Source organism: Pseudomonas sp. SR18, assembly GCF_023701505.1.
GTDB lineage: Bacteria > Pseudomonadota > Gammaproteobacteria > Pseudomonadales > Pseudomonadaceae > Aquipseudomonas > Aquipseudomonas cyclaminis.
On sequence record NZ_JAMQAU010000017.1, the window covers coordinates 16,118 to 40,890 of the forward strand.

The 24,773-nt window shown below is 60.9% G+C and carries 18 protein-coding genes and 2 tRNA genes; 15 read left to right on the plus strand and 5 right to left on the minus strand.

Annotated elements, in window-relative coordinates:
- The first annotated feature begins 100 nt into the window (after positions 1 to 100).
- On the plus strand, positions 101 to 2,035 hold the full coding sequence (locus NDJ82_RS22035) for a methyl-accepting chemotaxis protein (RefSeq protein WP_112193125.1): 1,935 nt from the start codon (positions 101 to 103) through the stop codon (positions 2,033 to 2,035).
- A gap of 87 nt (positions 2,036 to 2,122) precedes the next feature.
- On the opposite strand, the gene NDJ82_RS22040 is transcribed toward NDJ82_RS22035, so the two are convergent.
- From NDJ82_RS22040 to NDJ82_RS22055, 4 genes are all read right to left on the minus strand, one after another.
- On the minus strand, positions 2,123 to 3,676 hold the full coding sequence (locus NDJ82_RS22040) for an ABC transporter permease (RefSeq protein WP_250926284.1): 1,554 nt from the start codon (positions 3,674 to 3,676) through the stop codon (positions 2,123 to 2,125).
- Positions 3,676 to 4,701 carry an iron ABC transporter substrate-binding protein gene (locus NDJ82_RS22045; RefSeq protein ID WP_112193129.1) on the minus strand — a complete coding sequence of 342 codons (1,026 nt, stop codon included), beginning with the start codon at positions 4,699 to 4,701 and terminating at the stop codon, positions 3,676 to 3,678. Before NDJ82_RS22045 ends, NDJ82_RS22040 begins: the two co-directional genes overlap by 1 nt.
- Positions 4,702 to 4,845: 144 nt before the next feature.
- Positions 4,846 to 4,932, minus strand: a tRNA-Leu gene (locus tag NDJ82_RS22050).
- Between the two features lie 152 nt (positions 4,933 to 5,084).
- Positions 5,085 to 5,171, minus strand: a tRNA-Leu gene (locus tag NDJ82_RS22055).
- A gap of 224 nt (positions 5,172 to 5,395) precedes the next feature.
- Between NDJ82_RS22055 and rnr the strand changes: the two genes are divergently transcribed.
- The 13 genes from rnr to NDJ82_RS22120 all read left to right on the plus strand — a co-directional run bounded on the left by rnr (position 5,396) and on the right by NDJ82_RS22120 (position 23,654).
- On the plus strand, positions 5,396 to 8,029 hold the full coding sequence (gene rnr, locus NDJ82_RS22060; RefSeq protein ID WP_112193131.1) for a ribonuclease R: 2,634 nt from the start codon (positions 5,396 to 5,398) through the stop codon (positions 8,027 to 8,029).
- Entirely contained in the window at positions 8,026 to 8,781 is a 756-nt protein-coding gene (rlmB, locus tag NDJ82_RS22065) for a 23S rRNA (guanosine(2251)-2'-O)-methyltransferase RlmB (RefSeq protein ID WP_099583668.1), read from the plus strand. The genes rnr and rlmB overlap by 4 nt, the downstream gene beginning before the upstream one ends.
- 309 nt (positions 8,782 to 9,090) lie before the next feature.
- Complete coding sequence (gene rpsF, locus NDJ82_RS22070; protein ID WP_003171371.1) at positions 9,091 to 9,513, plus strand: 30S ribosomal protein S6; 423 nt, start codon at positions 9,091 to 9,093, stop codon at positions 9,511 to 9,513.
- A gap of 29 nt (positions 9,514 to 9,542) precedes the next feature.
- The gene (rpsR, locus tag NDJ82_RS22075) at positions 9,543 to 9,773 is read left to right on the plus strand and encodes a 30S ribosomal protein S18 (protein ID WP_003171373.1); all 231 of its coding nucleotides are present in this window, start codon (positions 9,543 to 9,545) and stop codon (positions 9,771 to 9,773) included.
- Positions 9,774 to 9,809: 36 nt separating this feature from the next.
- Positions 9,810 to 10,703 carry a YybS family protein gene (locus NDJ82_RS22080; RefSeq protein ID WP_250926285.1) on the plus strand — a complete coding sequence of 298 codons (894 nt, stop codon included), beginning with the start codon at positions 9,810 to 9,812 and terminating at the stop codon, positions 10,701 to 10,703.
- An 18-nt stretch (positions 10,704 to 10,721) separates the two neighbouring features.
- The gene (gene rplI / locus NDJ82_RS22085) at positions 10,722 to 11,168 is read left to right on the plus strand and encodes a 50S ribosomal protein L9 (RefSeq protein WP_003171376.1); all 447 of its coding nucleotides are present in this window, start codon (positions 10,722 to 10,724) and stop codon (positions 11,166 to 11,168) included.
- Positions 11,169 to 11,278: 110 nt separating this feature from the next.
- Entirely contained in the window at positions 11,279 to 12,673 is a 1,395-nt protein-coding gene (dnaB, locus tag NDJ82_RS22090) for a replicative DNA helicase (protein ID WP_064450415.1), read from the plus strand.
- Positions 12,674 to 12,771: 98 nt separating this feature from the next.
- Positions 12,772 to 15,075, plus strand: a complete 2,304-nt coding sequence (locus tag NDJ82_RS22095) for a YgiQ family radical SAM protein (RefSeq protein WP_099583666.1) — start codon at positions 12,772 to 12,774, stop codon at positions 15,073 to 15,075.
- Positions 15,076 to 15,284: 209 nt separating this feature from the next.
- Positions 15,285 to 16,205 (plus strand): Ssp4 family T6SS effector, encoded by a 921-nt coding sequence (gene ssp4, locus NDJ82_RS22100; RefSeq protein WP_112193135.1) that lies wholly within the window; start codon positions 15,285 to 15,287, stop codon positions 16,203 to 16,205.
- The gene (locus tag NDJ82_RS22105; protein ID WP_250926286.1) at positions 16,202 to 16,651 is read left to right on the plus strand and encodes a hypothetical protein; all 450 of its coding nucleotides are present in this window, start codon (positions 16,202 to 16,204) and stop codon (positions 16,649 to 16,651) included. Before ssp4 ends, NDJ82_RS22105 begins: the two co-directional genes overlap by 4 nt.
- Positions 16,652 to 16,838: 187 nt before the next feature.
- The gene (locus tag NDJ82_RS22110) at positions 16,839 to 20,129 is read left to right on the plus strand and encodes a transglutaminase family protein (RefSeq protein WP_250926287.1); all 3,291 of its coding nucleotides are present in this window, start codon (positions 16,839 to 16,841) and stop codon (positions 20,127 to 20,129) included.
- A 148-nt stretch (positions 20,130 to 20,277) separates the two neighbouring features.
- Complete coding sequence (locus NDJ82_RS22115) at positions 20,278 to 22,764, plus strand: circularly permuted type 2 ATP-grasp protein (protein ID WP_250926288.1); 2,487 nt, start codon at positions 20,278 to 20,280, stop codon at positions 22,762 to 22,764.
- Complete coding sequence (locus NDJ82_RS22120) at positions 22,764 to 23,654, plus strand: transglutaminase family protein (protein WP_112193143.1); 891 nt, start codon at positions 22,764 to 22,766, stop codon at positions 23,652 to 23,654. The genes NDJ82_RS22115 and NDJ82_RS22120 overlap by 1 nt, the downstream gene beginning before the upstream one ends.
- A 46-nt stretch (positions 23,655 to 23,700) precedes the next feature.
- Here the strand turns inward: NDJ82_RS22120 and NDJ82_RS22125 are convergent, their stop codons facing one another.
- Positions 23,701 to 23,883 carry a hypothetical protein gene (locus NDJ82_RS22125; RefSeq protein ID WP_099583660.1) on the minus strand — a complete coding sequence of 61 codons (183 nt, stop codon included), beginning with the start codon at positions 23,881 to 23,883 and terminating at the stop codon, positions 23,701 to 23,703.
- A 332-nt stretch (positions 23,884 to 24,215) separates the two neighbouring features.
- Between NDJ82_RS22125 and azu the strand changes: the two genes are divergently transcribed.
- The gene (gene azu, locus NDJ82_RS22130) at positions 24,216 to 24,662 is read left to right on the plus strand and encodes an azurin (RefSeq protein WP_158879120.1); all 447 of its coding nucleotides are present in this window, start codon (positions 24,216 to 24,218) and stop codon (positions 24,660 to 24,662) included.
- The last annotated feature ends 111 nt before the right edge of the window (positions 24,663 to 24,773 follow it).

A 24,773-nucleotide genomic window follows, 5' to 3' on the forward strand; every position in this document is an offset into this window, starting at 1 on the left:
CCCTTTTTCGTTTCTGTTCGCCAAGCGGCACGACCCTTGCTGTGTTTCTTTCTTTCGCGGTGCTATCAAATTAATGGCACCCGTGGTGGAGGGATTCTTGATGTCTGCCGTTCTTTCGTTGTTACAAAGTCGTCTGTTGCGACCGGTGTTCGTTACCTTGGGTATCGCCCTTTTGGTGCAAGTGCTGGTGGCCGTCGCTCTAACCCGGAGCACCGTCACTGCGCTGGAGGCTGATTTGGGCAGTCGCCTGGGGATCGATAGCCAGAAGCTGTCTGGTGAGTTGGCCCAGGCAGGCAAGGAAGTCACTTCAAGCCTCGACAGTTTGTCTGCCAGCACCCGCCAGCGCCTGACGGCAGGCCTTTCCACACGCCTGCAGGAAGAACAGAAGCAGCTGCGTGCGACCCTGGAAAAAGACCTGAAGGACTCCGCCAATGACATGGCGCAACTGCTGGCCTCGGTGGCGCCCCGCGCCATGTGGGACAGCGATGTGCCCACATTGTCCGAGTTTGCTCGGCGCGCCCAGCGCAATCCCAACGTGCTGTTTGTGGTCTACGACGATGCGGCGGGTGAGCACCTGACCCGTTACCTGAACCGCGAAAATCCGATCAACAAGGCGCTGCTGGAAAAAGGCCAGGGCGACCGCGCCTTGGACAAAGTCCTGAATGCCGCGAAGAACGATCCTTCGGTGTTCTACGTTGAGGCCTCCATCAGCCCCAATGGCGTAGAAATCGGCAAGGTGCTCATGGGCGTATCGACTGCGTCGGTCGAGGCTGACCTGCAAGCACTGGACAAGCGTTTTGCCGCGCTGATTGCCAGCGGTGATCAGTTGGTCGGCGACAGTCTCAAAGGCGCAGCTGCGGACAGCGCTGCGGCAATGGGCGCGCGCCTGCAGTCGGCGCAAGCCACCGCAACCGAAATGACCGCCAACACCACTGGCGCGGTGCAGGAGGCTGCGGGCACGCTGCGCTGGCGTATCGGCATGGGACTGGCGCTGGTTGGTTTCGGCGTATTGGCACTGATCGCGGTCGTGCTCGGCCGTCGTGTGGTCAATCGCCTGAAGCTGCTGATTGCGGCCATGGACGACCTGGCTGCGGGGGAGGGCGACCTCACCAAGCGTGTGCAGATCAGTAGCAAGGACGAGATTGGCGACATGGCCTCGGCGGTCAATCGCTTTGTGGATAAGTTGCAGCCCATCGTGCGCGAGGCCGGTGACGTGGCCCAGCGTACCGGCGTGGAAATCGGCGCCATGACCTTGCGCAATGCCGGTGCCGATGCGGCCGCTGGCTTGCAGCGCGATGAAGTGGCCGAGAGTCTGCGTGCGCTGTCGCAAATGGCCGACGAGGCCCAGGCCGAAAGCCATGCCATGCAAGCGGCATTGCAACAGGTCGTTGATATTCGCCAGGCCACGGATGAAAACTCGCGAACGTCGGCCGAAGTCGGCAGTTTGATTGAGGCGCTGGCGGGGCAAGTCCAGGCCGGCTCCCAGGTGATCGAGCGGCTGGCTCAGCAAAGCGAGCAGATCGAGGTGGTGTTGACGGTGATTCATGGTATCGCCGAGCAAACCAACCTGTTGGCCCTCAACGCAGCCATCGAGGCGGCGCGTGCCGGCGAGACCGGGCGCGGCTTTGCCGTGGTGGCGGACGAAGTACGTGCGCTGGCCAGTAAAACTCAAAGCTCCACCGGGGACATCCAGGCGCACATCGTGGCGTTGCAGCAGGGCGCGCGTGAGGCGGTGGAAACCATCGGCAAGGCCGGGCGCCAGGCGAATGAAGGGTTGCTGGTGCTGCGTGACAGCGTGCGCTTGCAGCAGACGGTCCAGGCTTCGGTTGAGCAAGTGCACGCAGCGATTGGCCTGGCCACCCGTGCCGCTGAGCATCAGGCCCAGGGCGCCCATGCAGTGCGCGGGCGGGTGGAGGTGATTCATGCCCAGGCCGAGCGTGCCGCGCAGGCGGTGGTTGAAACGACCGCCAGTGGCAAGGTGCTGGATGGGTTGGCGGCGCAGTTGAAGGCGAGTTTGGGGCAGTTTCGCGCCTAGTGTCGTCTGTTCGGGCCTCATCGGGGGCAAGCCCCTCCCACCTGTTGACTGTATTTCAACCTGTGGGAGGGGGCCCCGATAGCGATCTCAGCGGCTCAAGTACATTCGAGTGGTTAACAGATAGACCGGCAGCCCCGACACCAGAATCAACAACGCCGCATAAGGCGCCGCGGCCGCGAATTCCACATTCGACGTATGCGACCACACTGCCGTGGCCAGTGTGTTCAGTCCCGTCGGACTGAGTAGCAGGGTCGCCGTCAATTCCTTCATCGCATCCAGAAACACCAGCGCAAACGCGGCCCCCAGTGCCGGGAAGATAATCGGCAAGGTCACCCGGCAAAACGCGCTGAACGACGAAGCGCCCAGCGTGCGCGCAGCCTCTTCCAATTGCGGCGCGGCCTTGTTCAATGCGGTGCGGATCGGCGCCTGGGCCAACGGCAAAAACAGCAACGCATAGGCGATCAGCAGCAGGGCCGACGTCTGATACAGCGCAGGCACGTAATGCAGGGCGAAATACACCAGCGTCAGCGCAATTACCAGGCCGGGCAGGGCGTGCAGCAGATACGGCAGGCGCTCAGCCCAGATCGCCAATTGACCTTTGTAGCGCACCACCAGCAACCCGACCGGTACGGCCAGTACCAGGCACAATGCTGCGCCGCCGAGCGACAGGGCCAGGGAAGACAGCAGCGCCTCACTGATCTCGGCCACCGGAAACGCTGCCGACGAACCGACGGCCAACCAATAAGCGAGCATTCCCAGGGGGATGCCGCTGCCAATGATTGCCAGCGCCAGGCAATACACCTGGCCCAGCGGTGCCCATTTACCCAGTTTGACCTGCTCGGCATGCCGCGCCGCGCCCTGGCCGATACGTACGTGTCGGCCCTTGCCGCGCACGCGCAGCTCCAGCCACAGCAGGGTCAGGCACATCACCAGCAGCACTGCTGAAAGCATCGCGGCGTTGGCGTTACTGAATTCCAGCTCGAACTGCTGGTAAATCGCGGTGGTGAAGGTTTGCAGGCCGATGATCGACAAGGCGCCGAATTCCACCAGCATATGCAGCGCAATCAGCAATGCCCCCGCCAGCAGCGATGGCCACAGCAGCGGCAGCGTGACGCGCAAAAACACACCCCAGCGATTGAGTCCCAGCGTGCGAGCGGACTCTTCCAGGGAAGGGTCAAGGTTGCGCAATGTCGCCGCCACAGGCAGAAACACCAGCGGGTATTTGGACAGGCTCATCACCAGGATCGCTCCGCCCAGCCCTTCGAAGTTGGCGCTCAGCGACACCCAGGTAAAGCTGCTGACAAATGCAGGCACCGCAAACGGCAGGCACAGGATCACGCCCCAGATGCGTCGCCCAGGCAGGTTGCTGCGTTCCAGCAGCCAGGCCAGGGACAGGCCGATCACGCCGCAGGTCACCGTCACCCCAACCATCAGCGCCAGGGTGTTGCGCAGCAGCCCGAACACATAAGGCCGCCACAGCAGATGCACAGCCTCCGCCCACCCGGCCTGCCAGGCTTTCAGGCCGACATAGGCCAGCGGCAACAGGCTCAGGCCAACCAGGAACAGTACCGGCAGCAGCAGCCAGATCGACGGGCGTTTGCGGCGGGGGCTGAACCCCGCAGCGGAGAGCGATGGGGTCATCAGTTCAAGCCAACGTCACGTTCCAGCTCCAGGGCTTCTTCGGCGTTGCCCAGGTCCGCAGGGGTGACTTTCGGCGGTTGCAGCTCGCTGAAAGGCTTTAGGCCGCGATTGGATTCCATGCCTTTGCGCAACGGATATTCCGCCGACGTATTGGTGATGACTCGCTGGCCTTCTTCACTGGCCATGAACGCCAGCAGTTGCTGGGCTTCCTTGGGGTGCTTGCTGGATTTCAGCGCGGCAGCGGACGACACGGTAATCAGGCCGCCAGCGTCGCCGTCGGTGAAATAGTGCAGTTGGGAGTCCAGGTTGGTTTTTTCTTTCTTCAGGGCGAACCAGTAGTAGTTGTTCACCAGGACGGTGGCGACTTCGCCGTTTTCCACGGCCTTCAGGGCGACCATGTTATTGCTGTACACCTTGCCGAACGCGCGCAGGCCGGTGAGCCATTCTTCAGCCGCTTCACGGCCGTGCAGCTTGATGATTGCCACGGCCTGTTCCTGGAACGCGCCGCTGGTCGGCACGAAACCGACTTTGCCTTGCCACTCGGGGCCGGCGAAATCCAGTACGGATTTGGGCAGGTCTTTCTCCGCAATCAATTTGGGGTTGAAGGCTACGACACGAGTGCGCGCAGTCACGCCCATCCAGTCGCCATTGCTGCCGACGTAATCCTTGGGCAGTACGTCGAGGGTGCTGGCATCGATCTTGGCCAGCAGGCCTTGCTCGCCGAGTTTGTTCAGTGGCGGAGATTCTTCGGTATAGATCACATCGGCGGGGGAGCGGTCGCCTTCTTCCACGACCTGGCTGGCCAGCTGGTTGCTGCTGCCTTTGCGCACATTGACGTGGATGCCGGTCTTGGCTTCGAAGGCCTTGGCGAGCTCATCGCCGACTTCTTTGTGCTGGCCGTTGTACAAGGTCAGGGAAACTTTGTCGGCAGAGTAAGCGACGGGCGAGAGCAGGGCCAGGCCGAGCAGAGTGATGGTCAGGCCACGCAGAAGGGATGTCTTGGGACGGGTATCGCGGATCATCATCCGGGGTTTTCCTCACTTGAGATGCAACAAATCATTGCAAGGATAAACGATAAAGTTTCTCAGGTGCGGCGTAGCAGCAAACGCTGGCAGAGTTTTTAAACCCCAGAAACGAAAAAACCCGCTTTCGCGGGTTTGATCTGAATTTGGTGCCCAGGAGAAGACTCGAACTTCCACGACCTTGCGATCACCAGCACCTGAAGCTGGCGTGTCTACCAATTTCACCACCTGGGCTTATCAAGCAACGTTGCCGCTGTTGATGGGGCGAACTATACGGCGGGCTTTTTGATCTGTAAACCCCTGATTCAAAAAAATAAAACGGGTTTTGCGTTAAAAATCAAAAGCCTGAAACGAAAAAACCCGCTTTCGCGGGTTTGATCTGAATTTGGTGCCCAGGAGAAGACTCGAACTTCCACGACCTTGCGATCACCAGCACCTGAAGCTGGCGTGTCTACCAATTTCACCACCTGGGCAGCATCAACAACGTTGCCGTCGTCGATGGCGCGCACTATACGGAGAGGCTTGTAGGCTGTAAACCCCTGCCATGAAAAAAGCCTGGAAAATTTCGCCAATGGTCGTGCAAGGTGCGCACCGAGGGCCATAAAGGGCATTTAAACGCTTGTTGATGCCTGAAATTTCCCGTTTCAATACGCGTATGCCAAACTAACCCGCATATAGACAAGGTGAAAACTCTCTAATGGCCGATTGGCAGTCCCTCGATCCCGAGGCCGCTCGTGAAGCGGAAAAATATGAAAACCCTATTCCTAGCCGCGAACTGATCCTGGCGCACCTCGCCGATCGGGGTTCGCCTGCTAGCCGCGAGCAGTTGGTTGAAGAATTCGGTCTGACCACCGAAGACCAGCTCGAAGCCCTGCGCCGCCGTTTGCGTGCCATGGAGCGCGACGCTCAACTGATCTACACCCGCCGTGGCACTTATGCGCCTGTGGACAAGCTCGACCTGATCCTCGGCCGCATTGCCGGCCACCGTGATGGTTTTGGCTTCCTGATCCCGGATGACGGCAGTGACGACCTGTTCATGAGCCCAGCGCAAATGCGCCTGGTGTTCGATGGCGACCGTGCCCTGGCGCGCGTTTCCGGCCTGGACCGTCGCGGTCGCCGTGAAGGCGTGATCGTCGAAGTGGTGTCCCGTGCCCACGAGTCCATCGTCGGCCGTTACTTCGAAGAAGGCGGTATCGGCTTTGTGGTGCCGGATAACCCGAAGGTCCAGCAGGAAGTGCTGATCACCCCGGGCCGCAATGGCGCTGCCAAGGTCGGCCAGTTCGTCGAGGTGAAAATCACCCACTGGCCAACTGCGCGCTTCCAGCCTCAGGGCGATATCGTTGAAGTGGTCGGCAACTACATGGCGCCGGGCATGGAAATCGACGTCGCGCTGCGCACCTACGATATTCCTCACGTCTGGCCTGAGGCCGTGCTCAAGGAAGCCGCCAAGCTCAAGCCTGAAGTGGAAGAGAAAGACAAAGAAAAACGCATCGACCTGCGCCATCTGCCGTTCGTCACCATCGACGGCGAAGATGCCCGCGACTTCGACGATGCGGTCTACTGCGAAGCCAGGCCTGGCAAGCTGCGCCTGTTCTCCGGCGGCTGGAAGTTGTTCGTCGCGATTGCCGACGTGTCCAGCTACGTGAAGATCGGTTCGGCCCTGGATAACGAAGCCCAGGTGCGCGGCAACTCCGTGTACTTCCCTGAGCGCGTGATCCCGATGCTGCCCGAGCAGCTGTCCAACGGCCTGTGCTCCCTGAACCCGAAAGTCGACCGTTTGGCCATGGTATGCGAGATGACCATCTCGAAAACCGGTGAAATGACCGATTACCAGTTCTACGAGGCGGTGATTCACTCCCAGGCGCGCCTGACCTACAACAAGGTCAGCACCATCCTGGAAACGCCGAAGACCAGCGAAGCCAAGGCCCTGCGTACCGAATACGCTGGCGTCGTGCCGCACCTCAAGCAGCTCTACTCGCTGTACAAGGTGCTGTTGGGTGCTCGTCACGTGCGTGGCGCGATCGATTTTGAAACCCAGGAAACCCGGATTGTCTTTGGTTCCGAGCGCAAGATCGCCGCAATCACCCCGACCACACGTAACGATGCACACAAGCTGATCGAGGAATGCATGCTGGCGGCCAACGTGGCCACTGCTGAGTTCTTGAAGAAGCATGAGATTCCTGCGTTGTACCGCGTGCACGATGGTCCGCCGCCGGAGCGTCTGGAAAAACTGCGTGCCTTCCTCGGCGAGCTCGGCCTGTCCCTGCACAAAGGCAAGGACGGCCCGACGCCGAAGGACTACCAGGCCTTGCTGGCCAGCATCAAGGACCGTCCGGATTACCACGTGATCCAGACCGTGATGCTGCGCTCCCTGAGCCAGGCGGTGTACAGCGCTGACAACCAAGGCCACTTCGGCCTGAATTACGAGGCGTACACCCACTTCACCTCGCCGATCCGTCGTTACCCGGACCTGCTCACGCACCGCGCAATCCGCAGCGTGATCCATTCCAAGCAGAACACCCCGCACGTCAAACGCGCCGGTGCCATGACGATTCCGAAGGCACGGATCTATCCGTACGACGAAGCGGCCCTGGAACAGTTGGGCGAGCAGTGCTCCATGAGCGAGCGCCGCGCCGACGAAGCCACGCGTGACGTAGTGAACTGGCTCAAGTGCGAGTTCATGAAAGACCGCGTGGGCGAGACCTTCCCGGGTGTGATCACCGCCGTGACCGGCTTTGGCCTGTTCGTCGAGTTGACCGACATCTACGTCGAAGGCCTGGTGCATGTCACGGCCTTGCCGGGTGACTACTACCACTTCGATCCTGTGCATCACCGCCTGGCGGGCGAGCGCACCGGTCGCAGCTTCCGTCTGGGCGATACCGTGGAAGTGCAGGTCATGCGCGTCGATCTCGACGAGCGCAAGATCGACTTCGGTATGCCAGACAAGCCAGCCGAACCAGTCGGTCGTAAAAAACGTGGCAGCGAAACCGCCGCGCCGGCTACCAAGGGCAAAGGCGCTCCTGCGAAAGCAGCGACCGCCGAGCCTGCGCCGGCCAAGGCCGGTCGCCGTTCCTCCGTCAAGGAAAAGGCCCCCGAAGCCTACCGCCCAAGCGACGCAGCGGCGAAAAACGCCGAACTGCGCAAGAGCCGCGAGTTGAAGCAGCAGTTGCTCAACGAAGCCAAAAGCGGTGGTAAAGCGGCGTCTGGGGGAAAGTCCCACGGGGCGGAAAAGCCGTCGAGCAAGCCAAGTAAACACCGTAAAGGCCCGCCAAAAGCGGGTTCGGCCCCTGCGAAAAGCGGCGGGTCGCGCAAACCTAAGGCCAAGTCATGAGTCTGGAAAAAATCTACGGCGTCCATGCCGTAGAAGCACTGCTGCGTCATCACCCTAAGCGTGTCAAGCAAGTGTGGTTGGCAGAAGGTCGCAGCGAGCCGCGCGTACAAGCGCTGGTCGAGTTGGCGACCCAGAACAAGGTCGCCATCGGCCAGGCCGAGCGTCGTGAAATGGACGTTTGGGTTGAAGGCGTTCACCAAGGCGTGGTCGCGGACGTAAGTCCGAGCCAGGTCTGGGGCGAAGCCATGCTCGACGAGCTGCTCGACCGCACCGAAGGCGCGCCGCTGTTGCTGGTGCTGGACGGCGTAACCGACCCGCACAACCTCGGCGCCTGTCTGCGTTCGGCCGACGCTGCCGGTGCGCTGGCGGTGATCGTGCCTAAAGACAAGTCCGCTACCCTGACGCCCGTCGTGCGTAAAGTCGCCTGCGGGGCGGCGGAAGTGATTCCGCTGGTGGCCGTGACCAACCTGGCGCGCACCCTGGAGAAACTCCAGCAGCGTGGCCTGTGGGTCGTGGGTACGGCGGGAGAGGCCGAGGTCAGTATTTATGACCAGGATCTCACCGGCCCGACTATCTTGATCATGGGTGCTGAAGGCAAGGGCATGCGTCGCTTGACCCGCGAGCATTGCGACTATTTGGTACACCTGCCGATGGCAGGTAGCGTCAGCAGCCTGAACGTGTCGGTGGCGACGGGCGTATGCCTGTTCGAAGCCCGGCGTCAGCGTGGCGTCAAGGTCAAGGCCAAGAAGTAATTCTGAGCCTGGCATAGATGCAAAATGTGGGAGGGGGCTTGCCCCCGATAGCGGTGGTTCAGTTACAGATGATGTGACTGACCATCAGCTATCGGGGCAAGCCCTCTCCCACATTTGGTTTGTGGTGTTCGGAAGGTTGTTCAAATAATCACCAATCACCTTGCGCCCGTTCTTCCCCTTCTCTACAATTGCGCCCCTTGCCCACCTGGCAGGCACGCATGTGCCTCCCCTGCGGCAAGATCCATAAGTGTCATTCACTCCTTGTCTGACCGTTTTTGAGCGGCAGGCTACAACCCGTAAGGAGCATTCATGCGTCATTACGAAATCATCTTTTTGGTCCACCCGGATCAAAGCGAGCAAGTCGGCGGCATGGTTGAGCGTTACACCAAGCTGATCGAAGAAGACGGCGGCAAAATCCACCGTCTGGAAGATTGGGGCCGTCGTCAACTGGCCTACGCAATCAACAATGTTCACAAGGCTCACTACGTGATGCTGAACGTTGAGTGCACTGGCAAGGCCCTGGCCGAGCTGGAAGACAACTTCCGCTACAACGATGCAGTGATCCGTAACCTGGTCATCCGTCGCGAAGAAGCCGTTACCGGCCAATCCGAGATGCTCAAGGCTGAAGAAAACCGCAGTGAGCGCCGTGAGCGTCGCGACCGTCCTGAGCACGAAGGCGCTGATAGCGCTGACAGTGATGACAGCGACAGCAGCGATAACGCTGACGAGTAATCCACGGACCTTATTAAGGAGCCTATCAAATGGCACGTTTCTTCCGTCGTCGTAAGTTTTGCCGCTTCACCGCTGAAGAAGTGAAGGAGATCGATTACAAAGATCTCAACACTCTGAAAGCCTACGTATCCGAGACCGGCAAAATCGTTCCAAGCCGTATCACCGGTACCAAAGCACGTTATCAGCGTCAGCTGGCCACCGCTATCAAGCGCGCCCGCTTCCTGGCCCTGCTGGCCTACACCGACAGCCACGGCCGCTGAGACCGGGCAGTCGACAAGTAGTAAGGGATTGAATGCATGCGCGCCTTAGCTGAGTTCATCATGCGCGGTCGTGTGCAGGCCACTCTGGTAGTGGTTGGATGTGCGGCATTGCCGTTGCTTTATTGGTTGGGTGCTGCCGCAGGTTGCCTTGTGCTGCTGCGGCGCGGTTTGAAGGACGCTCTTGGCGTTCTTGCCCTGGGTTTGTTGCCTGCCTTGATCTGGTGGCTGCAAATGGGTGATCCACGGGTACTTCTGGTACTGCTGGGGTCATCGAGCCTTGCGTTGGTTTTACGCGCAAGTGAGTCCTGGGTCCGCACGCTGCTGGTCAGCGTGGCATTGGGGTTGGTGTACTCAGTGATGCTTGGCGCGGCTTTCCGCCCGCAAATCGAGGCGCTGGCGCAGGAGATCGTCAAGATCCTGCCGCTGGCCCTCGGGGATCTCTACCAGCAATTGTCGGTAGATGAGCGAGCGCGGTTTGCATCACTGATTGCCCCGGTCCTGACCGGCCTGATTGCGGCTTTGTTGCAGGTCGTCAGCGTGCTGAGCCTGATTCTTGGGCGTTATTGGCAGGCGTTGTTGTACAACCCAGGTGGTTTTGGTCGCGAGTTTCGCAGTATCAGAATCCCCGCGGGACCAGCGATGTTGCTGCTGGCGTGCATGGTTATCGGACCGAACTTCGGGACCCAGATGGCCTTGTTAGCGCCGATTTGCAGCGTACCGCTGGTGTTTGCCGGGCTGGCCCTGATTCATGGGCTTGTTGCGCGCAAGCGCCTGGCCAGGTTCTGGCTGGTGGGGTTGTACGTCACGCTGTTGCTGTTCATGCAGCTGATCTATCCGTTACTCGTGGTCTTGGCCATTGTCGACGGCCTGATTGATTTTCGCGGTCGTCTGGCGCCGAAAGACGCCGATAACGCGAACGGTGAAGGTTAAAAGTTAGAGGATTTTCACATGCAACTGATCCTTCTGGAAAAAGTCGCCAACCTGGGCAACCTGGGCGACAAAGTGAACGTTAAGGCCGGTTACGGTCGTAACTACCTGCTGCCATACGGCAAAGCCACCGCTGCAACCGCTGCCAACCTGGCTGCGTTTGAAGAGCGTCGTGCTGAGCTGGAAAAAGCAGCAGCAGACAAAAAAGCTTCGGCCGAAACTCGCGCTGCCCAACTGGCTGAGCTGGAAGTGACTATCACTGCCACCGCCGGTGACGAAGGCAAGCTGTTCGGTTCGATCGGCACCCACGACATCGCTGATGCACTGACCGCCTCCGGCGTTGAAGTGCAGAAGAGCGAAGTTCGTCTGCCGAACGGCACCATCCGCAACGTAGGCGAATTCGACGTAGCCGTGCATCTGCACGCTGAAGTTGAAGCCACGGTACGCGTTGTAGTGGTAGCAGCTTAAGCAGCACCTAACTGACTGGCACCTCGCGTGTCAGCCAGTTAACATCGGGCACGATCCTGTTTACAGGTCGTGCCTTTTGTTTTTTTACGATCCCCAAATTCCAAGTGGCCATGAACGATATCTCCGCTCCTGAGCAATACGATCTGCAAACCGCTGCCCTGAAGGTGCCGCCGCATTCCATCGAGGCCGAACAGGCCGTGCTCGGTGGTTTGATGCTGGACAACAACGCCTGGGAGCGCGTGCTGGATCAAGTCTCGGATGGCGATTTCTACCGTCATGACCACCGCCTGATCTTCCGCGCCATCGCCAAGCTGGCCGACCAGAACTCGCCGATCGACGTGGTGACCCTGGCCGAGCAGTTGGACAAGGAGGGTCAGACCTCCCAAGTGGGTGGCCTGGGTTACCTCGGTGAGCTAGCGAAGAACACGCCATCGGTCGCCAACATCAAGGCCTATGCGCAGATCGTCCGTGCGCGGGCCACGTTGCGCCAGTTAATCGGCATCGCCACCGAAATCGCCGACAGCGCCTTCAACCCGGAAGGTCGTACCGCTGAAGAAATTCTCGACGAAGCCGAACGGCAGATCTTCCAGATCGCTGAGGCACGGCCGAAAACCGGTGGCCCGGTCAGCGTCAACGACCTGCTGACCAAGGCGATCGACCGTATCGATACCTTGTTCAACACCGACAACGCGATCACTGGCCTGTCCACCGGCTACACCGACCTGGATGGCATGACCAGCGGCCTGCAGCCGTCTGACTTGATCATCGTCGCCGGCCGTCCGTCCATGGGTAAAACCACATTCGCCATGAACCTCGTGGAAAACGCCGTGTTGCGCAGCGACAAGGCAGTGTTGGTTTACTCCCTGGAGATGCCAGGCGAATCGCTGATCATGCGTATGTTGTCGTCCCTCGGTCGCATCGACCAGACCAAGGTACGTGCCGGTCGCCTGGAAGACGACGATTGGCCGCGCCTGACCTCGGCGGTCAACCTGCTCAACGACCGCAAGCTGTTTATCGATGACACGGCGGGCATCAGCCCGTCGGAAATGCGCGCACGGACCCGACGCCTGGTGCGTGAGCACGGCGATATCGCCCTGATCATGATCGACTACCTGCAACTGATGCAGATCCCAGGTTCCAGCGGCGACAGCCGTACCAACGAGATTTCCGAGATTTCCCGCTCGTTGAAAGCCCTGGCCAAGGAATTCAACTGCCCGGTGGTTGCCCTGTCGCAGCTCAACCGTTCCCTGGAGCAGCGGCCGAACAAGCGCCCGATCAACTCCGACTTGCGCGAATCTGGAGCGATCGAGCAGGATGCTGACGTAATCATGTTCGTTTACCGGGACGAGGTGTATCACCCGGAAACTGAGCATAAAGGCATCGCTGAAATCATTATCGGTAAGCAGCGTAACGGCCCGATCGGTACCACGCGCCTAGCGTTTATCGGCAAGTACACCCGCTTCGAAAACCTGGCGCCGGGCAGTTACAACTTCGACGACGAGTAAAAACGTCGTCGCCAATTCCGACTGCAAAGGTCGGAATTGGTCAAAATTTGTGCTATATTCCGCGCCCGCGATTTTTCATCTCAACACCGGTCACCGTCATGCAAACAGCCAAGCCGTTATTTGACTATCCCAAGTACTGGGCCGAATGTTTCGGTCCTGCGCCATTCCTGCCGATGAGCAGGGAGGAGATGGATCAGCTTGGCTGGGATTCATGCGACATCATCATCGTCACCGGTGATGCCTACGTTGACCATCCGTCGTTCGGCATGGCGATCATCGGCCGGCTGCTGGAGTCCCAGGGCTTCCGCGTCGGGATCATTGCCCAGCCGAACTGGCAGTCCAAAGACGACTTCATGAAGCTCGGCGAGCCGAACCTGTTCTTCGGCGTCGCGGCCGGCAACATGGACTCCATGATCAACCGCTACACCGCCGACAAGAAAATCCGTTCCGACGACGCCTACACCCCTGGCGGCATGGCGGGCAAACGCCCGGACCGTGCGAGCCTGGTGTACAGCCAGCGTTGCAAGGAAGCCTACAAAAACGTGCCGATCGTGCTGGGCGGCATCGAAGCCTCCCTGCGCCGCATCGCCCACTACGACTACTGGCAGGACCGCGTGCGCAACTCGATCCTGATCGACGCCACCGCCGATATCCTGCTGTACGGCAATGCCGAACGGGCCATCGTCGAGGTTGCCCAGCGCCTGTCGTGGGGCCACAAGATCGAAGACATCACCGACGTGCGCGGCACCGCGTTTATTCGCCGTGACACGCCTGCCGGCTGGTACGAAGTGGACTCCACGCGCATCGACCGGCCGGGCAAGATCGACAAGATCATCAACCCGTACGTGAATACCCAGGACACCCAGGCCTGCGCCATCGAGCAGGAAAAAGGCCCGGTGGATGACCCGGAAGAAGCCAAGGTCGTACAGATCCTGGCCAGCCCGCGCATGACCCGCGACAAGACCGTGATTCGCCTGCCGTCGGTGGAAAAAGTCCGTGGCGATGCGGTGCTCTATGCCCACGCCAACCGCGTGTTGCACCTGGAAACCAACCCGGGCAACGCTCGTGCCCTGGTGCAGAAACACGGCGAAGTGGACGTGTGGTTCAACCCGCCGCCCATTCCGATGACCACCGAAGAAATGGACTACGTGTTCGGCATGCCTTACGCACGTGTTCCGCATCCTGTTTACGGCAAGGAAAAGATCCCGGCCTACGACATGATCCGCTTCTCGGTGAACATCATGCGTGGCTGCTTCGGCGGTTGCACCTTCTGCTCGATCACCGAGCACGAAGGCCGCATCATCCAGAACCGTTCCGAAGAGTCGATCATTCGCGAAATCGAAGAGATCCGCGACAAAGTCCCTGGCTTTACCGGCGTCATCTCCGACCTCGGTGGCCCGACCGCGAACATGTACCGCATCGCCTGCAAGAGCCCGGAAATCGAATCCGCGTGCCGCAAGCCGTCCTGCGTGTTCCCTGGTATCTGCCCGAACCTGAACACCGACCATTCGTCGCTGATCCAGCTGTACCGCAGCGCCCGTGCGTTGCCGGGTGTGAAGAAGATCCTGATCGCTTCCGGCCTGCGCTACGACCTGGCTGTCGAGTCGCCGGAATACGTCAAAGAGCTGGTAACGCACCACGTCGGTGGCTACCTCAAGATCGCCCCGGAACACACCGAGGAAGGTCCGCTCAACCAGATGATGAAGCCGGGCATTGGCAGCTATGACAAGTTCAAGCGCATGTTCGAGAAGTACACCAAGGAAGCGGGTAAGGAGCAGTACCTGATCCCGTACTTCATCGCCGCCCACCCTGGCACCACCGATGAAGACATGATGAACCTGGCCCTGTGGCTCAAGGGCAACGGCTTCCGTGCCGACCAGGTGCAGGCGTTCTACCCGTCGCCGATGGCCACCGCCACCGCGATGTACCATTCGGGCAAGAACCCGCTGCGCAAGGTGACGTACAAGAGCGACGCGGTGACCATCGTCAAGAGCGAGGAGCAACGCCGCCTGCACAAGGCGTTCCTGCGTTACCACGACCCGAAAGGCTGGCCGATGCTGCGTGAAGCGCTGACCCGCATGGGCCGTGCCGACCTGATCGGGTCGGGCAAGGACCAACTGATCCCGCTGCACCAGCCGTCCACCGACAGCTACCAGAGTGCCCGGCGCAAGAACTCGACGCCGGCCGGCAGCCACAAGGTCGCCAAGGAAACCACCACCAAGATTCTCACCCAGCACACCGGCCTGCCGCCCCGTGGCAGCGACGGCAGCAACCCGTGGGACAAGCGTGAGCAGGCCAAGGCTGCGGCCCAGGCGCGTAACAAGCAGGCCGCCAAAGAGCGCACCGATGCGGCCAAGGGCAAGGGCGGCAAGCCTGCGCGCAAGCCGGTTGTGCCGCGTTGATCGCTGCTTGAATATGCAAAACGCCAGCCTTGAGCTGGCGTTTTGCTTTCTGGTCGGGGGTGAGCCTGTTTGGTAAGGTGGCGCCCATTAGATCGCTATCGGGGGCAAGCCCCCTCCCACACTGACGGTGTTCACAGACCCAAATGTGGGAGGGGGCTTGCCCCCGACGAGGCCCGATCTGCCACCCTCACTTTCAAGGACGAACAACCATGGGCAACCCCCTGGCCGGCATCGGCATGGACTCCAACCGCTCCCAGTTCATGGCGCGCCAGCGCATCGAAAGCCAGATCAACCTGCCGCGCCTGTTCGCCGCCATCGACGCCGACCCCGGCATCGTCGGCGCGGGCGTGGTGTACATCGACGCCGACTTCAACATCATCACCCTGCGCGAGTTCAAGCCGATCTGCAGCATCAAGCCCAAGCGCATCATCTTGCGCGAGGCGCAGAAGTACATTGCGCCGACGCAGTTTGCTCAACATGTCGTGAGCAATCCTCGAGAGTCCCGACTGATTGGCGAATCCGTAAATACCGGAATCTCCTGCTTGGGCGCTGTCATCAGTTGGGTTGCGATCGCCAGTGGAACGATTCTGGTGCCTTTCAGTGCCGGCGCCAGTTCCGTCATCGTTGTGGTGGGGTATGCGGCTGCCGGTGCAAGTTCGCTTCAGTGTTTCAACGGCATTGCTCGAACAGCGCTGGAGGTAGCCAAACCTGAGGTAAAGGATTGGCTCGACAGTGAAGGTTGGTATCAGAATGCGTCCATTGTGCTAGACGCGGTATCACTGGCAGGCGTGGGCGCTTCGGCCCTGACGACGGTCAAGCTGGTCAGTGCCGCCAAAGCATCGACGGGTAAGAGCCTGCGTGACGTGCTTCGCGGGTTGAATCGACAGGAAAGAGCCAAGCTCACGAAAGAGCTACTGAGCATCAACCATCCGAGCTTGAGCGCAAAAATGCTCAAGTTGAAGCAGGCGTCGGGTGAACTCACCAAGCGTTTCACCCCTGCGCAGCTCAAGCACAGCACCACTACCCAGATCAAAGAAGTCCTGGGCGCCAGCGTAGGGTTTGGCGGGAGCGCGTACTCCGGAAACGTCAACACCATTGCGATAGGGGTGTACGAGGAAATAAACGAATGAACGAGTTGATGACGTTGCGAGACTTTTTCAGGCATTACTTTCTGACGTTTCTGGGCGGCGTATTCGCTGCGTACTTCTCGTTGGCGTTGGCTGTGGCGCTGGCGTTCGTCACCTATTTTCGGGATGTGCCGATGGCTCAAGTGGGGCTCAAGATCATAGTGGTCGGGGCGCTGCTCATTCTGTTGACGGTCCATAGCAACTTTATGATTTTGCGGGGCCGACCCTCCTGGGTATGGGTGATGGTCGGTATCTACGTCGCCTGTCTACTGTTTGTATTTCCAATGGTTCAGTACCAGCCTCATAAAGTTCTCTATGGGTTGGCGCTGTTATTCCCGTTCCTCGGATTGTTGACACTTAACAGCAAGGTTCAACGAGAGATGCGTACAAAACTCGTTGGAATCCGCCGCCTGCGCCAAGCCGTCATTGCACAACGCAAAGCTCGCTGACTGGGTAGATTCACCACCTACGTTCGCACGTGCGCCACAAATATGTGCAACCCTCGCACCACGGCACCTGCGATGGCGCCGTTTTGGTGCTGTACTGCACCGGGTCTTACGATAAAGCGCAATGACCGCCGCAGTGGCATAAGTCTTGCGCGCGTTGTGTCCATGCCCTGGCTCGCAGGAGGCCGCCGTGTCGATTCATGTCGCGTTGCACCATGTTACGCATTACCGCTATGACCGGGCTGTCGAACTCGGCCCGCAGATCGTGCGTTTGCGCCCGGCCGCCCATAGCCGCACGCGGATTTTGTCCTACGCGCTGAAAGTGCTGCCCGAGCAGCACTTCATCAATTGGCAGCAAGACCCCCAAGGCAACTACCTGGCGCGCCTGGTGTTCCCGGAAAAGACCGATGAACTGCGGATCGAAGTGGACCTGGTCGCTGAGATGGCAGTCTTCAACCCGTTCGACTTCTTTCTCGAACCCTATGCCGAAAAAATCCCCTTCAGCTACGCCGCCGATGAGCAGCGTGAGCTGGCGCCATATCTGGAAACCCTGCCGCTGACGCCGAAGTTTGCTGCCTACCTGGCCGGCATCGACCGCACGCCGTTGCCCGCCGTGGACTTCCTGGTGGGGCTCAACCAGCGCCTGGCCAATGACATTGGCTACCTGATCCGCATGGAACCGGGCGTGCAAACCCCGGAGTTCACCCTGGACAACGCCTCCGGCTCCTGCCGTGACTCGGCCTGGCTGCTGGTGCAATTGCTGCGCAACCTGGGGTTGGCGGCGCGGTTTGTCTCCGGTTATCTGATCCAGCTCACCGCCGACGTCAAAGCTCTCGACGGCCCGTCCGGCACAGAGGTGGACTTCACTGACCTGCACGCCTGGTGCGAAGTGTATTTGCCCGGCGCGGGCTGGATTGGCCTGGATGCCACCTCCGGACTGTTCGCCGGTGAAGGGCATATCCCGTTGGCCTGTAGTCCTGATCCATCGTCTGCCGCGCCAATCAGTGGGCTGGTGGAACCGTGCGAGTGCGAATTCACCCACGAAATGTCGGTAGAGCGCATTTGGGAAGCCCCACGGGTGACCAAGCCCTACACCGAAGAGCAGTGGCTGGCAATTCAGGCGCTGGGCCGGCAGATCGACGGCGACCTGCTCAAGGACGACGTGCGCCTGACCATGGGCGGCGAGCCGACTTTCGTCTCCATCGACGACCCCGACGGCGCAGAGTGGAACACCGCAGCCCTTGGCCCGGACAAACGTCGCCTGTCCGCCGAGCTGTTCCAGCGCATGCGCAAGCACTACGCGCCCAAGGGCCTGGTGCATTTTGGCCAGGGCAAGTGGTACCCCGGCGAGCAACTGCCGCGCTGGTCGCTCAACTGTTACTGGCGTCGAGACGGTGTGCCGATCTGGCACAACAGCGCGCTGATTGCCGATGAGCAAGAGGACTACGGTGCGGATGGCGTGATGGCCGGGCGTTTCCTGGCCAGTGTGGCCGAGCGCCTCAAATTACCGGCGCGTTTTGTGTTCCCGGCCTTTGAAGACAATTTTTACTACCTGTGGCGTGAAGGTGCGTTGCCACAGAACGTCACCGCCCAAGACCCTCGTTTGAATGATGACCTGGAGCGTGAACGCCTACGCAAAGTGTTCAGCCAGGGCCTGGATAAAATCATCGGCCAAGTGCTGCCGCTGGCGCGCACCGCCGCCAATGACCGCTGGCAGAGCGGGCGCTGGTACCTGCGCGATAATCACTGCCGCCTGGTGCCGGGGGATTCGCCGCTGGGCTATCGCCTGCCACTGGCGTCGCAGCCGTGGGTGACGGCGGCGGAGTATCCGTTCGTGCATCCCACCGATCCCAATCAGGATCAACCGCAGCTGCCGACCACCGCGCAATTGCAAAGCCACGGCGAACCCGCGCCGAGCGAGGACCGTGTGCCAGAGGTGGATGAATCCGCCGACTGGCTGACCCGTACCGCGCTGTGTGCCGAAGCCCGTGAAGGGCGGCTGTACCTGTTTATGCCGCCCCTGGAGCGCGTCGAGGATTACCTGGAGTTGGTGGCCGCCATCGAAGCCACCGCTGAAGAGCTGCACTGCCCGGTGCTGCTGGAAGGCTACGAGCCGCCGTTTGATATGCGCCTGAGCAACTTCCGGGTCACGCCGGACCCAGGCGTGATTGAGGTCAATGTGCAGCCGTCTGCGACCTGGGATGAGTTGGTCGAGCGCACCGAGTTTCTCTACGAAGAGGCTCGCCAGACTCGCCTGACCACCGAAAAATTCATGATCGACGGCCGCCACACCGGTACCGGCGGCGGTAACCACTTTGTGCTCGGCGGCGCCACGCCCAAGGATTCGCCGTTCCTGCGCCGCCCCGATTTGCTGCGCAGCCTGATCAGCTATTGGCATAACCACCCATCGTTGTCCTACCTGTTCTCCGGCCTGTTTATCGGCCCGACCTCCCAGGCGCCGCGGGTGGATGAAGCGCGCAACGATGCGCTGTATGAGCTGGAAATCGCCTTCGCACAAATGCCCGAGCCGGGTGAAGAATGCCCGCCATGGCTGGTGGATCGCCTGCTGCGTAACCTGCTGATCGACGTGACGGGCAATACCCACCGCGCCGAATTCTGTGTCGACAAGCTGTACTCGCCCGACGGCGCTACTGGCCGCCTGGGCCTGCTGGAGCTGCGCGCCTTTGAAATGCCGCCCCATGCGCGCATGAGCCTGACCCAGCAATTGTTGCTGCGGGCGCTGGTGGCGCGGTTCTGGCGTGAGCCTTACGCGCCGCCGAAACTGGCGCGCTGGGGCACCGAGTTGCATGACCGTTTCCTGCTGCCGCATTTTATCGAGCAGGACTTTGCCGACGTGATCGTCGAACTCAACGCCGCCGGTTACCCGCTGCGCGCCGAATGGTTCGCCGCACATCTGGAGTTTCGTTTCCCCAAGGTCGGCGATTACGCCGTCAGCGGTATCGAGCTGGAACTGCGCCAGGCCCTGGAACCCTGGCACGTGCTGGGCGAGGAGGGCGCAGTAGGCGGCACGGTGCGTTATGTGGATTCGTCCCTGGAGCGCCTGCAAGTGAAGTTGAGCGGGTTGCCACCGCAACGCTATCTGCTGACCTGCAACGGCATCCCGGTGCCGCTGCAACCCACCGGGCGCGTCGGCGAGTTTGTCGCGGGCGTGCGTTACCGCGCCTGGCAACCGGCCAACTGTCTGCAACCGACCATCCCGGTGCACGCGCCGTTGGTGTTTGACCTGCTCGACACCTGGATGCAACGCTCGTTGGGCGGTTGTCAGTACCACGTCGCGCATCCGGGCGGACGCAATTACGACAGCTTGCCGGTGAATGCCAACGGCGCTGAGAGCCGGCGGCAGGAGCGGTTTTTCCGCTTGGGGCATACGCCTGGAAAACTGCCGGTGCCAAACCTGGAGATTAATGACGAGCTGCCGATGACTCTGGATCTACGACGTTTCTCCAATAAAAAAGACTGAATGCGATTTCACTGTGCCCTGGGCTTTTGTGGTGAGCGAGCTTGCCTCGCGCGGGGCAAGCCCGCTCACCACAAAAGCCCGGCGACCACAGGGGATTTGCAGTGTTTGTTGAGTTAATCTGAGCCCCTTTGCCTCTGCCGAGCGTTCCATGTCCGACTTGCTCGACCGTTACCCGCTGACTGCGGGCACTTATCACGAACTGCTGGATGGCAGTGGCGCGGTGCGTGCCCATTGGCAGCGCCTGCTCGATCACCTGCAACGCAGCACCCCCGCGCAACTGGCCCAGCGCCAGGCGCTGCTGACGCGGCAGATCCAGGAAAACGGCGTGACCTACAACGTCTACGCCGATCCCAAGGGCGCCGATCGTCCGTGGGAACTGGACCTGCTGCCCCATGTGCTGGCCGCCGATGAGTGGCAGCACCTGTCGGCCGGTATCGCCCAGCGGGCACGCCTGCTCAATGCGGTGCTCGCCGATCTGTATGGCCCGCAACGCTTGATCAAGGAAGGCCTGCTGCCGGCGGAGCTGGTGTTCGGGCATAACAATTTCCTCTGGCCGTGCCAGGGTATCCAGCCACCCGACGGTGCCTTCCTGCACCTGTACGCGGTGGACCTGGCGCGCACACCGGATGGGCGTTGGTGGGTGACGGCCGATCGTACCCAGGCGCCGTCGGGCGCCGGCTATGCGCTGGAAAACCGCACCATCGTGTCCCGCGCCTTCCCGGACTTGTACCGCGACTTGCAGGTGCAGCACCTCACTGGTTTCTTCCGCACGCTCCAGGAAACCCTGGCCCGCCAGGCCCCCGGCGATGACCAGCCACCGCTGATCGTGCTGCTCACGCCTGGCCGTTTCAACGAAAGCTATTTCGAACACCTTTACCTCGCGCGCCAGCTCGGCTACCCGCTGGTGGAAGGCGGCGACCTCACCGTGCGCGACAGCACCGTGTTCCTCAAGACGCTCAGCGGCCTGCGCCGGGTGCACGCGATCATGCGGCGCCTGGACGATGACTTCTGTGACCCGCTGGAACTGCGCACCGACTCGGCCCTCGGCGTGCCGGGCCTGCTGGATGCCGTGCGCCAGGGTAATGTGCTGGTGGCCAATGCCTTGGGCAGCGGCGTGCTGGAATCCCCTGGGTTGCTCGGCTTTTTGCCGAAGATCAACGAATTCCTGTTCGGCGAAACACTGATCCTGCCGTCCATCGCCACCTGGTGGTGCGGCGAAGCGCCGGTGCTCGCAGAAGCCTTGGAGAAACTGCCGGAGCTGCTGATCAAACCCGCGTTCCCCTCGCAGAGTTTCGCCCCGGTATTCGGTCGCGATCTGAACGATGAACAGCGCGACGCCCTGGCCGAACGCATGCGGGCGCGGCCGTACGCCTATGTCGCCCAGGAGCTGGCGCAACTGTCCCAGGCGCCGGTGTGGCACACCGTGGATGACCACCTGCAGCACCGCGCCATCGGCATGCGTGTGTACGCGGTGGCCAGTGACGAGGGCTATCGCGTATTGCCCGGTGGCCTGACCCGCGTGGCCGCCGAGGCCGATGCCGAAGTGGTGTCGATGCAGCGCGGCGGTGCGAGCAAGGACACCTGGGTACTCGGCGAGCGCGCCGCCGGTGGCGAGCAGTGGCGTGCCCAGCGCACGATTGGTGCCCACGACCTGGTGCGCCGCGATCCTTATCTGCCGTCACGGGTGGTGGAAAACCTGTTCTGGTTTGGCCGTTATTGCGAGCGCTGCGATAACAGCGCGCGCTGGTTGCGTATCGTGCTGGCGCGTTACGTCGACGGCGACGATCCCTTGGCGTTGCAGGCGGCGGTGGAGTTGGGCGAAAACCTGCGCCTGCTGCCCGAAGAGGGCGAATTGCCTGAGCGTCTGCTTGGCGCATTGCTCGGCGACGACTGGCCATCGAGCCTGCGCGCCAACCTGCAACGCTTGCAGTGGGCGGCGTCCCAGGTGCGTGGCAAGTTGTCCCGCGAGAACTGGCAGGCGCTGGTGGAGCTGCAACGCGAAGCCATGGAGCTGGAACGTGAAGCGCCGGACTTTGGCGAGCTACTCGATTTTCTCAACCGCCTGGTGATGTCCCTGGCGGCGCTGTCCGGCTTTGCCCTGGACGACATGACCCGTGACGAAGGCTGGCGTTTCCTGATGATGGGGCGGCGCATCGAGCGCCTGCAGTTCTTGAGCAGTAGCCTGGCAGCGTTCCTGCGGGGTGTGGCGGTGTTCGATCAGGCGGGGCTGGAGTGGTTGCTGGAGCTGGGTAACAGCAGCATCACCTACCGCTCGCGCTACCTGGCGGTGCCGCAATTGATCCCCGTGCTCGACCTGCTGCTGTTGGATGAGCAGAACCCCCATGCGGTGCTGTTCCAGCTCAAGCTGGTCAGCCGCACCGTGCGTCGCCTTAATGACGACTTCGGTGTCCCACGGGAAACCGGGCTGGCGCCCTTGGTGGAGTGTTTGGCGCGTTTCGACCTGGGCTGCCTGGAGAACCCGCTGTTTGGCGAGTCCGGCGTACGTGCCGCATTGGACGGTTTGGCCGACCTGCTGCAAGCGGTGGCCGACGAAAGCGGTCAAGTGTCGGATCGCCTGGCTCTGCGCCATTTTGCCCATGTGGATGATGTCAGCCAGCAAACGGTGTCGGTGTAATGAGCGCGCGCTATCAGATTTTTCACGATACCCACTACCACTACGATAGCCCGGTGTCCCTGGCCCAGCAGTTGGCGCACTTATGGCCACGGCCCTGTGCCTGGCAGCGCTGTACCTCGCAGCAACTGGATATCAGCCCGGAGCCGACCTCGCGCCGCGATGAGCTGGACGTGTACGGCAACCCGATCACTCGCCTGGCGTTCGAACGGCCCCATGATGAACTACTGGTCAACGCCGGGCTGACCGTGGAAGTACTGGCGCGGCCCGCACTGGATTTCCAGCAGTCACCGGCCTGGGATCAGACCCGTGACAGCCTGACCTACAGCAGCCAGCCGATGACGGCTGAGCGAATCGAAGCCTGTCGGTATCGCTTTGAATCGCCCTACGTGCACCTGAAAAAAACCTTCGTCGAGTTCTCCGAAAGTTGCTTCCCGCCCGGTGAGCCGTTGCTGTTGGGCGTGCAGGCGTTGATGGAAAAGATCTTCAGCGAATTCACTTTCGATGCCGAAGCCACCCAGGTCGCCACTCCGCTGGTGGAAGTGCTGGAGCGCCGTCGTGGCGTGTGCCAGGACTTCGCCCACCTGATGCTTGCCTGCCTGCGCTCGCGGGGGCTGGCGGCGCGGTATGTCAGCGGTTACCTGCTCACCCAGCCACCGCCCGGCCAGCCACGGCTGATCGGCGCCGACGCGTCCCATGCGTGGGTCTCGGTGTTTTGCCCGGTGTCAGGCTGGGTCGATTTTGATCCGACAAACAATGTGCAGCCGGCACTGGAGCACATCACCCTGGCCTGGGGCCGGGACTTTTCCGATGTGTCGCCGTTGCGTGGGGTGATTCTGGGGGGAGGGAGCCATGACCCGGAGGTGCGGGTGACGGTGATGCCGCTGGAGTAGCGGTTGAGGAGGGTGAGCAGGGTGGGCCTGCTCACCACAAAAGAAATTATTCAGCCGGATCCTTTGGTGTTTCAGTCTCGTCGCTCGTTTCTTCAGCATCGACGTCCGGGTTCAGTGCGCCGGCTTCTTCGTCTGCAGCGGCTTTCTTGCGTTGCAGTTTTTCCTCTTTCTTCTGTTCCTTGGCCAAGTCTCTCTGACGTTTGGCGAAGGAGTAATTAGGTTTGGCCATGGGCGATCCTCTAGGGTCGAAGGTGAGGGTGGCGGCGCGCAGCTGCCTTGGGTCGCTATGGTAGCAGCTTAGCAGCGCGCTTTGCCTTCACTTACCGCAGGCGTACGCGGCCAGCAGGCCGTTGAACAGGTGATTGAGGCGCATGGTTCGGACTCCAGTGGGTGATGGGCCGATCATAGGGAGGTACTGCGACTTTGGCTGGTAGATTGTGTTGATAAGTCTGATAGCCTAAAGTTGTATACAATCTGTTGATTCAGATCATAAGAATTCAAGCCTGTTTGATGCACCCTTATCGCAATCCGCGTTTTTTAAACCCTGCCTTGGAGATTCACATGTTTGCCAAACTCGTTGCTGTTTCCCTGCTGACTCTGGCGAGCGGCCAGTTGCTTGCCGCAGAGTGCAAGGTCACCGTCGACTCCACTGACCAGATGTCCTTCAATACCAAGGAAGTCGTGATCGACAAGAGCTGCAAGACGTTCACTGTCGAACTGACTCACTCCGGCAACCTGCCGAAAAACGTCATGGGCCATAACTGGGTGCTGACCACTGCCGCCAACATGCAACCCGTTGCCACTGAAGGCATGGCCGCTGGCATTGACAAGAACTACCTGAAAGAAGGTGACGACCGCATCATCGCCCACACCAAGATCATCGGTGCCGGCGAGAAAGATTCGGTGACGTTCGATGTGTCGAAGCTGGCAGCCGGGACCGACTACGCGTTCTTCTGCTCGTTCCCAGGCCACATCTCGATGATGAAAGGCACGGTGGTCGTCAAGTAAGACCGCGTTATCGTTCATCGGGGGCAAGCCGAATCGTCGCACCGCCCCTCCCACATTGGATCGCATTTCAAAAGGTGGGAGGGGGCTTGCCCCCGATGACTATCTGACAGT

Bases quoted from the DNA above. Each gene is read 5' to 3' on its own strand.
- NDJ82_RS22095 (WP_099583666.1), top strand. From the start codon at position 12,772: ATGCAAACAGCCAAGCCGTTATTTGACTATCCCAAGTACTGGGCCGAA.
- NDJ82_RS22125 (WP_099583660.1), bottom strand. From the start codon at position 23,883: ATGGCCAAACCTAATTACTCCTTCGCCAAACGTCAGAGAGACTTGGCC.
- rpsR (WP_003171373.1), top strand. From the start codon at position 9,543: ATGGCACGTTTCTTCCGTCGTCGTAAGTTTTGCCGCTTCACCGCTGAA.
- NDJ82_RS22040 (WP_250926284.1), bottom strand. From the start codon at position 3,676: ATGACCCCATCGCTCTCCGCTGCGGGGTTCAGCCCCCGCCGCAAACGC.
- NDJ82_RS22035 (WP_112193125.1), top strand. From the start codon at position 101: ATGTCTGCCGTTCTTTCGTTGTTACAAAGTCGTCTGTTGCGACCGGTG.
- azu (WP_158879120.1), top strand. From the start codon at position 24,216: ATGTTTGCCAAACTCGTTGCTGTTTCCCTGCTGACTCTGGCGAGCGGC.
- NDJ82_RS22120 (WP_112193143.1), top strand. From the start codon at position 22,764: ATGAGCGCGCGCTATCAGATTTTTCACGATACCCACTACCACTACGAT.
- NDJ82_RS22105 (WP_250926286.1), top strand. From the start codon at position 16,202: ATGAACGAGTTGATGACGTTGCGAGACTTTTTCAGGCATTACTTTCTG.
- ssp4 (WP_112193135.1), top strand. From the start codon at position 15,285: ATGGGCAACCCCCTGGCCGGCATCGGCATGGACTCCAACCGCTCCCAG.
- rnr (WP_112193131.1), top strand. From the start codon at position 5,396: ATGGCCGATTGGCAGTCCCTCGATCCCGAGGCCGCTCGTGAAGCGGAA.
- NDJ82_RS22045 (WP_112193129.1), bottom strand. From the start codon at position 4,701: ATGATGATCCGCGATACCCGTCCCAAGACATCCCTTCTGCGTGGCCTG.
- rplI (WP_003171376.1), top strand. From the start codon at position 10,722: ATGCAACTGATCCTTCTGGAAAAAGTCGCCAACCTGGGCAACCTGGGC.
- dnaB (WP_064450415.1), top strand. From the start codon at position 11,279: ATGAACGATATCTCCGCTCCTGAGCAATACGATCTGCAAACCGCTGCC.
- NDJ82_RS22115 (WP_250926288.1), top strand. From the start codon at position 20,278: ATGTCCGACTTGCTCGACCGTTACCCGCTGACTGCGGGCACTTATCAC.
- NDJ82_RS22080 (WP_250926285.1), top strand. From the start codon at position 9,810: ATGCGCGCCTTAGCTGAGTTCATCATGCGCGGTCGTGTGCAGGCCACT.
- rlmB (WP_099583668.1), top strand. From the start codon at position 8,026: ATGAGTCTGGAAAAAATCTACGGCGTCCATGCCGTAGAAGCACTGCTG.
- rpsF (WP_003171371.1), top strand. From the start codon at position 9,091: ATGCGTCATTACGAAATCATCTTTTTGGTCCACCCGGATCAAAGCGAG.